7 protein-coding genes are annotated in these 9,898 nt (G+C 41.7%); 2 read left to right on the top strand and 5 right to left on the bottom strand.

The window, feature by feature from the left end:
• The first annotated feature begins 35 nt into the window (after window positions 1–35).
• A complete protein-coding gene (locus AC1DPZ_RS16390; protein WP_477405286.1) occupies window positions 36–632 on the top strand; it encodes a hypothetical protein in 597 nt (198 codons plus the stop codon).
• A 53-nt stretch (window positions 633–685) separates the two neighbouring features.
• Here the strand turns inward: AC1DPZ_RS16390 and AC1DPZ_RS16385 are convergent, their stop codons facing one another.
• From AC1DPZ_RS16385 to AC1DPZ_RS16370, 4 genes are all read right to left on the bottom strand, one after another.
• Complete coding sequence (locus tag AC1DPZ_RS16385) at window positions 686–1,063, bottom strand: VOC family protein (RefSeq protein ID WP_477405284.1); 378 nt, start codon at window positions 1,061–1,063, stop codon at window positions 686–688.
• A gap of 50 nt (window positions 1,064–1,113) precedes the next feature.
• The gene (locus AC1DPZ_RS16380) at window positions 1,114–2,166 is read right to left on the bottom strand and encodes a cobalamin-independent methionine synthase II family protein (protein ID WP_477405282.1); all 1,053 of its coding nucleotides are present in this window, start codon (window positions 2,164–2,166) and stop codon (window positions 1,114–1,116) included.
• A 93-nt stretch (window positions 2,167–2,259) separates the two neighbouring features.
• On the bottom strand, window positions 2,260–5,127 hold the full coding sequence (locus AC1DPZ_RS16375) for a gliding motility-associated C-terminal domain-containing protein (RefSeq protein ID WP_477405280.1): 2,868 nt from the start codon (window positions 5,125–5,127) through the stop codon (window positions 2,260–2,262).
• Window positions 5,128–5,205: 78 nt separating this feature from the next.
• Window positions 5,206–6,549: an FAD-binding protein gene (locus AC1DPZ_RS16370; RefSeq protein WP_477405278.1), complete on the bottom strand. Its 1,344-nt coding sequence runs from the start codon at window positions 6,547–6,549 to the stop codon at window positions 5,206–5,208.
• Window positions 6,550–6,876: 327 nt separating this feature from the next.
• On the opposite strand from AC1DPZ_RS16370, the gene AC1DPZ_RS16365 reads away from it, so the two are divergent.
• Complete coding sequence (locus tag AC1DPZ_RS16365) at window positions 6,877–8,133, top strand: YeiH family protein (protein ID WP_477405276.1); 1,257 nt, start codon at window positions 6,877–6,879, stop codon at window positions 8,131–8,133.
• A gap of 63 nt (window positions 8,134–8,196) precedes the next feature.
• Here the strand turns inward: AC1DPZ_RS16365 and AC1DPZ_RS16360 are convergent.
• The coding region (locus tag AC1DPZ_RS16360; RefSeq protein ID WP_477405274.1) for a hybrid sensor histidine kinase/response regulator transcription factor at window positions 8,197–9,898 on the bottom strand (1,702 nt) is incomplete at its 5' end.

Here is a 9,898-nt window from a genome sequence, read left to right as displayed (position 1 = left end):
ATACTATGTATATTTAGCGATATCAAAACCTGGTCATGATTAAAAATAAAGGTCTGCTCACTTGCGCTGCCGTCTGCTTTTTAGGAATAAATACTACTTATTTTTGGGAAGGATCACTCGGTTTACTGATGTTTCCGCTACTTTTTGTGCTCATTATTTCGATGCCAATTATGGCTATACTTTGGTTTAGGCAACTTTATTTAACCATAAAAGAAAAATTTAGCGATAAGCCAAGAATTTACTCCATGCTCTGCATAGCTATTTTGCTGGGATGCATAATTGCACAACCTTACGGAATTATAGATTTTGAAAAAATGGAAAGCAAAGACGTATTGCTGGCAAATAGGGAGGGGGTTGCAGGCTGTCAGAGCTATATTAAGCTGAAAAAGGATATGAGTTTTTATGTTAAAAGTATTTGTTTCGGTGTTGATAAAGTTAGCGGTAATTACGCTCTTATTAACGACACTATCAGGTTTAAAACCTCAACCGCCAATTATTTTAAATTTGGCGTTATAAAGCCAGACACAACTATTTCAAAGATAAAAAATCCCGATATTTTGTACCTATACAGATCGGCAAAAGATTTTGAACCTTTATGGATGTATATCACTAAAAACGACTTGAAAAAATGAGTGTTTAGATAATACGATGACCTTACTACAGCAACTTTACGCCAGGGCAACTATTATTCCTCAAGCCCTTCTGCTACCCTGATATAATACCCGTTGATATCAATAAAGGCAAATTCCCTTAAACCATATGGATGAGTTTTTAAACTATCGGCTATCTCAATTTTGCGGTCTTGCAGTTCTGCATACACCTCGTCAATATTATCCACAAACCACATCAGGGGCAGGCGGTGTTTGGTATTGTTAATTGCGGAGGTAAATTCAGCATCTTCGCCAAAAAGAAGCCTCATATCGTCGCGTCTTATCCCGCCGTCTTTGTCGCCGGTTGTCCATTCATCATAAAACCCGAGAACGTCGCGATAATAATCAAGTGTTTGAACCAGGTTTTTTACCGGGAGATGAGGACCGCTTCTGATGAATTTTTTTGTTTTCATGCTATGTGGAGTATCCATTGCCCGGTTTGCAATACGGCAACCTGCATATTTTATGAAAACAACAGCTCCTCTGCCAGTTTTGTTCCTGCTACGCGCGCTTTGATCTTTGCGAAGGCTGTTTCGCGGGTTGTTGAAATATCATCGCAAAATGGCGAAAATCCGCAATCATCAGTGGTGCCTATCTGGTTTAGCGGAATATACTCCGCCGCCTCAAATATCCGGTCTTTAACATCTTCGGGGCTTTCAATTATTGGATTTAGCACATCTATTACACCAAGGAATACTTTTTGATGGGGTTTAAGGTATTGATTTATTGTTTTTAAAACCTTTATCCTGTTGGGTTCGCTTGCCAGCTGCAAATAAAAACTGCCTGCATTTAAATCAAAAAGGTTGGGTAAAAAATCTGCATAATCAACATCTGCACTGTGGGTTGAATCATGATCACCTCCGGGGCATACATGAACTCCCAATTTTTGCTGTTCTTCTTTGGTAAAACGATTAAAAACCTGGTTATTAAGATCGATAAAATGTTTCAACACACCACCAGAGGGGTCAAGCTTAAGGGATAGCCTGCCTTCAGTAAAATCCATTTGTACTTTATAGGCCCCCTGTTCCAAACATCTCCTGATATCTTGTTCACATTCATTCAGCAGGTCGGCAATAAACTCAGATTGGGTATAGTCCTCAATTCCATCCGGAGGGTAAATTAAACTTAAGGCAGATGCCGAAATTATAGCCTGTTTAACAGGTAGCTTTGTTAGTTTTTGAGCAGATGCCAGGTATTTTTCGGCGTAATTGCCGTACCTGAATGGTCCTTTGGTTAACAACGGCAATTGGCGTGAATGACCATCTTCGAAATTAATTTTCATCCCTTCGGGACTAAGGTTAAGCAAGCCTTCAAGGGGATAGGTGGCGAAACTTGATTTGGTTTGTTCTCCATCCGTAATAACCGGCGATCCGGTTTCTTCAAACTCTTTTAAGGTTTCGGCAATTGCAACTGCATACAATTTTTGCAATTGATCGTCATTTGTTTGTGAGGTTATAGCAGCTACAAGCTTGGGCGACCTCGGGATGCTTCCGATAGGTTCAGTAGGTATTTTCATAAGATTTAATGGCTTTAAATAGGTTACCTAAAGCTACATTAATTTTATCCCGTAAAAAAATACTTTTTAATAATTATTATAATAAGTTTACTATTAGTAAAGTATGGTTACCGACCCGCTGAGCACCTGTTTAGCCCCTTTTGTACTTATTACATAATAATACACAGCGGCAGGAAGTTTTTTACCATTATAGGAACCACTCCATGGAGTGGCATAACCCTGTGATTGAAACACCAGGCTGCCTAAGCGGTTATAAACCCTAACCGTTGTTGATGGATCACCCTCCAGTCCGGCTATCACCCAGTTATCATTACGGCCATCGCCGTTGGGCGAAAATATATTGGGGATATGGATATCATCGCAATGGCTGCTTATGGTAATGGTTTGTGTGGCTTTGCAGCCGTTGTTATCTGTGACTGTTAAATTTACTACACCCAGTTTATCTGTCGAAAAAGTGGAATTGCCCGCTTGTCCGTTCCATTCATATTTAATAAACCCATCGGGGGCTGTAAGTGTAATACGCTCATTAGTAAACTGGCAAAGCGTGGCCGAAGGAACATTTAGAGCAGGGTTTGGTAAAAATTGTACCGTTGCAGATTCTGTTACCTGGCAACCGGCAACAGTAGTAATAGTTGCTTTATAGGTACCCGAATTTTTAACGCTTATTTTGTCGGAAGTAGCACCGGTGCTCCACCCGATGGTGCCGCTGGAGTAGGTGGTTTTCAGATCTACCGTTTGGCCATCGCATAAAGTAGTATTTACAATTTGCTGTATACTGATTGTTGGGGGAGGGGTAAAGCTTAACGCATAGGCTGAAGAAAGTATATGGCAGGTAGTTGCATTGTTGGTGATATTTACGGTATAATTTCCCGGCTGATTGGTTGTAATACTAACGTTGCCCTCTTCATCAGGTAATAAATTTCCGTCTCTGAACCAGGTTATGGTATAAAAAGGGTCGATGTTGGTAGTGATGGTCAGCTTCGCGTTATCGCCTATGCAGTAGGCAGCTTTATCTGCCACAAGTACTGGCTGCTCGGGTTTTTCAAAATCCACCTGTATTTCATCAGAAGAAACCATACCCGAACAACCTGTAACCTCTACTTTATATTTCCCGGTCTGTTTAACTTTAATAGAAGCAGCGTTGCCATTAATCTGGCTGCCGTCTTTGTACCAGGTGTATTGGTAGGCTGCCCAATTGCTGATTTTTGAGCCGTCAATAGGTACCGTGGCAGATAAAGTTGCCGGGTCGCCGTCACAATAATGTGTTTTATCGGTTGATATGGTGGGCTTGGGTATCGCAATAAAATTTACCTGTACCTCTTTTGATGGTACCCAGCTACCTTCACAGGCGCTTACTTCTACTTTGTATTTACCGGTTTGGGTGATATTATCAAGGGTGGTTGTCGTTATGCCATTCAATACACCATCCTTGTACCAGCGGTATTGGTAATTAGGTTTATTGTCGGTTTTTAGTTGTGCCGATGTGCCGGCGCAGTAATTCAATACATCGGGATAGTTGAAGGTAAACACGGGGGCGGCCACCTGGATTACCGTTAAATGATTTGATTCGAAATGAAGCGCCGAACAAGGATCATATAATACGGTGTGGTATTCACCAGGATCTTTGATAGTGAGTATGGCTTTACTTTCATTAGGCAGTTCTTTTCCGTCCTTATACCATTGAATGATATTGCCGTTATAAATATAATTATTTACCACAGCGTTAATTGATGTGTTAGCGCAAATCTCCATTTTGTTTTCGCTAATATCATGCCCATCAAAGTTTATGGCTTGTAGCTGTTGCGTTTTGTTTAAATACGGGCCATAGTCGGGTTTTAACAGATAGAGGCCGTCAATAGCTGCAACCCATATACCATCTTCGCAAGTTGGCGTGGCGTAGGATGTAGCATTAACGCAAACGTCATTTATGCTTTTATTGCCCAGTTCTTTGTATTGGTAAAAGGAATAGTCGTAAAAAATATCATATGTTTTATAATTCGAATTTGAAAAATACAATCCCTGTGTGGTGCCAAGCAAAAGGTTCTCCCGTGTTAAATTCCTAAGGTTTGCTAAACCATAAATCGAAGTTATTTTATTAATACTTACTCCTTTAAGATAGTGTTTGTGGGGGTTTGCGGTGGTATGCGAACCATTCCACCTGTTTTGAAACAAGCCATTCTCTGTCGACCAAAATTGATTGCCGGAATAAGAAAATGTATTAGAACCGTTATATGGGTCTAATACGTTCCCGTAGTATGCCGATTTCAGTGTTTTGCCAAACTCATTTCCCTCAAGCCATATATACCCCGAATACAAGGAAAATGCTGTAAAATCTAAAACCGAATAATATTTAACCGTGTCGGGGTAAGTACCGTAGTTTGTATTGTTATTTATCATCTGTGATCGGTAAGTACTTTCAAAGATCCTCATGTCAGTATTAATGATCTGCGCGGGCGTTATTGATCCATCTTTCATAAGGTAGGTATAAAGACCATAAGTTGTGGCTATAAGCAATTCATCATTGCTTATATTACCTACCCCTTGGTTAATTTCACTAAACCTGAAATCGAAGCCAATTGAATTTACATTTCCAATTATACCTTTTGATGTGCCAATGACTTCTATGCCGCTACTTGTATATTTAAGTACATTATTTGAATTGGTTGCAACAAATACGATATCCTTGCTATCGCTTGCAATATCAACAAAATCAAAATTATGATAATTTGCAAATTGGCTGCTGTAATCAGCTACAGCTCCGGTAATGCTATTTATACGATAAACGCCGTGATCCTGAGCTAAAACCCATAAATAGGGATCAAGGAAGTCTCTTTTTACTTTCAAAATATTTTTACCCGGCAGAAAGGTATTACTCAAATGCAGGTCCATATCCTGCTGAGCATGAACGCTATAAAAAGTAGTAAGAAGAATAAACAGCAGCAAATAGCGCAAAGGGGGCATGACAAGGCTTTACAGGCAGAAAGATAAGATAAATATCGAAAAATTTAAAGTGATATTTCTGGCGCTAAATCTGTGTTGTCATACCGCGCTATAAATATGATGATCCAAAAACGCGTTCCTGAATTTTCCATGCGGATCATATTCAGCTACCACCTTTTTAAAATCGGCTAATTTCTCATACCGTGATGCCAAAACATTGGGTGCTATTGTAAATACTTTTCCCCAATGCGGCCGGGCGTTGAATGGCGCCAATGCCTTTTCAATAACAGGCAGTAATTTGGTAACAGCTTCGGTTTCGGGTTTCCAGGTGAAGTGGATAGTTACCGAAGCCTGGTTATGGCAGGGACTCATCCACAAGCTATCGGCTGCAATGGTACGGATCTCGGTGATAAACAAATGCGGACCAACTTGTTTTCCCAATTTGGCAATAGCCTCAATAGCTTCTACCGCATGATGCATCGGTACAAAATATTCTGATTGCAGCTCCTTGCCGCTGCTGGGTGTAAAACCCATTTTAAAATGCGGCAAACGTTCATACCACGGCCCGGGTACGCCCATCTGGTCGGTGCAGCTCTCGGCGGGGTGGTCGTAAATAGGATGCAGGTTTTTGGTGGCCGCCTTTGCGCCGTAAAACTCGGGTTCATTATGGTCTTTTTCACCAATGCGGCTTTTTATCCAAACCTCGTTGATGCTGTCGCTTTGCCAGTCGGTAAATAAACTTACACTATAACCTGCAGATACTATTGCGTCGAAATGTTGTTTTACCTGCGCCATGGGCATCTTTAAAAATACGCGCTGGCGCATCATATAGGTTGGCTCAATAGCCAGTGTAACTATAGTTATAAAACCTATCGCCCCTAAGCCAACAACAACCGCATTGAACTTTTCCGGGTCGGCAGCCTTTGAAAAATGCACGATGCTGCCGTCGGCAATCACAACTTCCAAAGCGGTAACGGCACTGGCCAGGTTGCCGTTTTTAACGCCGCTGCCATGCGTAGCAGTAGTGATTGACCCCGCAACCGAAATATGCGGCAGCGAAGCCAGGTTGTGCAAGGCGAAACCTTGCTTGTGCAGATAGGGGGCTAATTCTCCATATTTAATGCCGCCTTCTACAGTAACGGTCATTGCTTTTTTATCGATTGAAATTACTTTATTCAGTTCTTTAGTCGAAACCAGGTCGTCTTTGCTATCAGCTATCCTGTTAAAGCAATGCCTGGTGCCCAGGGCTTTAAGTTTGCCGTGTTTTTTAACCAGTTGCTGCACTGCAGCTGCCGAATTTGGGTATTGTACATTGGCCGTACTGTAAGTAAGGTTGCCTGCCCAGTTTTTTAATGGGGCTTCTGTAGCCCAGGATGTAATTGAAGATATCAAAGGAGTAGCCATAAATGTTCCGCCTAAACGAATAAAGGTTTTTCTTTTCATAAAAAGAAGGTTGATGCCTGGTTAGCACAAGTTAGTATTTTAAGTTTTATAAAAAGAAGGCGAAATGGATTTATTTGAAGATAGGGCGCATTTGTTTTTTAGCCTAAAATACCAAAGGCCCGATATCAACGTATCGAACCCCCGGTTACCCTAAAAATAGTCAAACTGATTAATTAGCTGTAAGCGCAACCGGCGCCAGCTGCCTTAGCAAGTGGCCGGGAGGTTAAATGACCCCAGCTCGGGAAGGAAAAACAAGTAGCATATGCACCTATAAAAACAAAAGGCTATATTGTGATTATTTATCATACCAAAAACAACCCAAAAGACATGGCAACCAACACCAGTAAATTAACCCTGCACGAAGATTGGGCAGTAGTTATTTTAGGGTCATTAATTATCATACTGGCCATAGCCGGTTTAATTTTACCTGTACCATCATTCGGCTGGACAAACGGTGCCGAACTTATGGGGAGGGTTTTGGGTGCCGCAAACCTCTTTAAAATAGCCATCCAATTTGTTTTTGTGCTGATCATCGGTGGTATTGGCGCAATTATTACCGGTAAACCCGTTAAAAATTACATTTTGGATTTTCCGCTGGTTTACCTGGTTACCATTATTGCGCTGGTGTTGGCCGGTAGCAGCCAGGCCAAATCATTAAACCTGGAAGCGGTTATATTCAGTTTGGCTCTGGGCCTCGTTATCAGCAACTTTTTAAAACTGCCCGGATGGTTAAAAGCATCCCTATCAACCGAACTGTTTGTGAAGATAGGTCTGGTGTTGCTGGGCACCAGTGTGATTTTTTCGGACATTTTAAAAGCCGGGTCCTTAGGGTTGATCCAGGCTTTGCTGGTGGTAACCTCGGTATGGTACTTTGCTTTTTGGGTATGTAAAAAGTTAAAGGTTGACGATGAAATAGCCATGATGATCTCCAGCGCGGTATCCATCTGCGGTGTATCTGCTGCAATTGCAACTGCGGGGGCCATTAAGGGCGATCCCAAAAAACTATCCTATGTGATATCGATGGTTTTGATCACAGCGATACCCATGATGATCTTCATGCCCATCATCGCCCGTTATTTCCATTTTTCGCAGGAAGTGACTGGAGCGTGGCTGGGCGGTAGTATTGATACTACCGGAGCTGTGGTTGCATCGGGCACGCTGGTTGGCGAAGTTGCGCTAAAGATCAGTACCATTGTAAAATTCTCGCAGAATGTATTGCTGGGCCTGGCCGCGTTTGCCATTTCCATTTACTGGACATATACAAAACATCCGGCAGGTAAGGATAAGGATACCAAACCTACACTGAAAGTGATTTGGGAGCGTTTCCCTAAATTTGTTTTGGGATTTATTGGCGCATCGGTATTGTTTTCATTTTTTCTGCCGCCTGCAACAATTTCGACAGTAAAGGATAGCCTTAAAAACCTGCAGGGATTATGGTTCGCACTGGCTTTTACCAGTATTGGGCTGGAAACCAACTTTGCCGATCTGTTTAGCGAAAACAGTAAAAAACCATTGTACGCGTTTTTGATTGCCCAAACGTTTAATATTTTTGTCACCCTTGGCATAGCATGGGTATTGTTTTAGATCGACTTATAATTCATAGGCAAATCAACTCACTCCGATGACGCTGTGCTCGTTTGCTTCTCTTTACGAGTGTTGCCGGCGTTTAAACTCGCTTGGTGTACAATCATATTTTGCCTTAAATACAGTTGCAAAATAATTAGGACTGGCAAAACCAACCATATAGGTGATCTCGGATATAGAGTATGCTTCATGAACCAGCAGGTATTTGGCTTTCTTTAGCCTGCGATTTAAAATATAGTCGGTAATGCTGCAGCCAAGCAGGGCCTTTACTTTACGGTAAAGCTGCACGCGCGATATGCCTATGGTTTTGCAAATATCATCAACGTTAAAGCTTTCGTTGGCCAGGTTTTGCTCAACAATACCTGCAAAATCATTCAGGAATTTTTTGTCGATGGTTTTTGATACCGGCATTTTGCCATGACTAACATCGCTGGTGAAATGCTCTTTTAGTATTACCCTGTTTTTGATGAGGTTTTTTACGGTTGCCAGTAATTGGTCGTAGTTAAAAGGCTTTACCATATAGCAATCTGCCATACTGCGGATGCCATCTATTTGTTGTTCAACCCCGGCCTGCGCGGTTAGCAGTATAACAGGTATATGCGATGTACGGATATCGGTTTTTAGGTTTTCGGTTATCACCTTGCCCGACATGCCCGGCAATACCACATCTGATATGATCAAATCAGGAACTTTTTCAAATGCTTCGGACAATCCTTGTATGCCGTTATTAGCGGTGAAAATTTCATAATCAGCCGCCAGTTTATCGGTGAGGTAGTTTAGCAGGTCGGCATTGTCTTCTATAATGAGGATGGATTGTTCCTTGGGATGAGTAAGTGCATCTGAATCGGTTTTTATTTCGCCTTGCTCCAGGTCGGTGGTATAGATGCGGGCGCGCTCTTCAATGGCCACTGCATTTATTGCAGGGCTATTGTTATCGGTAGTATAGTTGTACAGGTTACCGAGGGGAAGGGTTATCGTAAAAGTTGTGCCCTGCCATTTTTTACTACTTAACTTAATGCTGCCATGATGAAGGGAAACGATCTCCCTGGATAAAGATAATCCCAGGCCCGAGCCGCGGTAGTTACCGTTATCAGCCTGGTAAAACTGGTCGAAAACATGTTCCATTTCTTCGGGCTCCATACCTATGCCATTATCCTGTATGGCTATTTCCACATTTTCGGAATTTTGAGCAAGCATTACCTGGATCCTGCCATTATCTTTAGTGAATTTAAGCGAATTTGATAATAAATTAAAGAAAACCTTATCCAGCATATTTGCATCAAACCAGGTGGTTATGTTTTTTTCTGCCGAAATTAAATTCAGGCTGATGTTACGTTTTTGGGCATTATGCTGAAAGCTATCCAATATATCTTTAACAAACTCCACCAGGTTGTTGGGTGATGCATTAATCTGCTGCTTATCATATTCAATTTTACGGTAATCTATTAGCTGGTTAACCAATCGCATCAACCGGAATACGTTTTTATAAATCAGTTTTAAGTTTTTACCGGCAACGATGTTCAGCTTTTCGTTCTTCATCATTTCCTCAACCGGCGAGAGAATGAGCGTTAATGGCGTACGGAACTCATGCGAAATATTGGTGAAGAAATTCAGCTTGGCTTCGGTTGCAGCTTCTGCGCGTGCCGACATTTCGATCAACTGGTTACGCTGCGACAGGATCTCGTTGTTTTTGGCTTCGAGGCTTCTGTTAATCTTACGGTTTTCCATCAGCCAGTAAAAAGCAAGCCCCCCGAACACAACAGCC

The sequence above is a fragment of the Mucilaginibacter sp. P4_G9 genome (assembly GCF_056400985.1).
This window is presented reverse-complemented; position numbering and strand designations above follow the sequence as displayed.

Coding starts and splice junctions, on each gene's coding strand:
- AC1DPZ_RS16385 (WP_477405284.1), bottom strand. CDS start 1,063: ATGAAAACAAAAAAATTCATCAGAAGCGGTCCTCATCTCCCGGTAAAA.
- AC1DPZ_RS16390 (WP_477405286.1), top strand. CDS start 36: ATGATTAAAAATAAAGGTCTGCTCACTTGCGCTGCCGTCTGCTTTTTA.
- AC1DPZ_RS16380 (WP_477405282.1), bottom strand. CDS start 2,166: ATGAAAATACCTACTGAACCTATCGGAAGCATCCCGAGGTCGCCCAAG.
- AC1DPZ_RS16365 (WP_477405276.1), top strand. CDS start 6,877: ATGGCAACCAACACCAGTAAATTAACCCTGCACGAAGATTGGGCAGTA.
- AC1DPZ_RS16375 (WP_477405280.1), bottom strand. CDS start 5,127: ATGCCCCCTTTGCGCTATTTGCTGCTGTTTATTCTTCTTACTACTTTT.
- AC1DPZ_RS16370 (WP_477405278.1), bottom strand. CDS start 6,549: ATGAAAAGAAAAACCTTTATTCGTTTAGGCGGAACATTTATGGCTACT.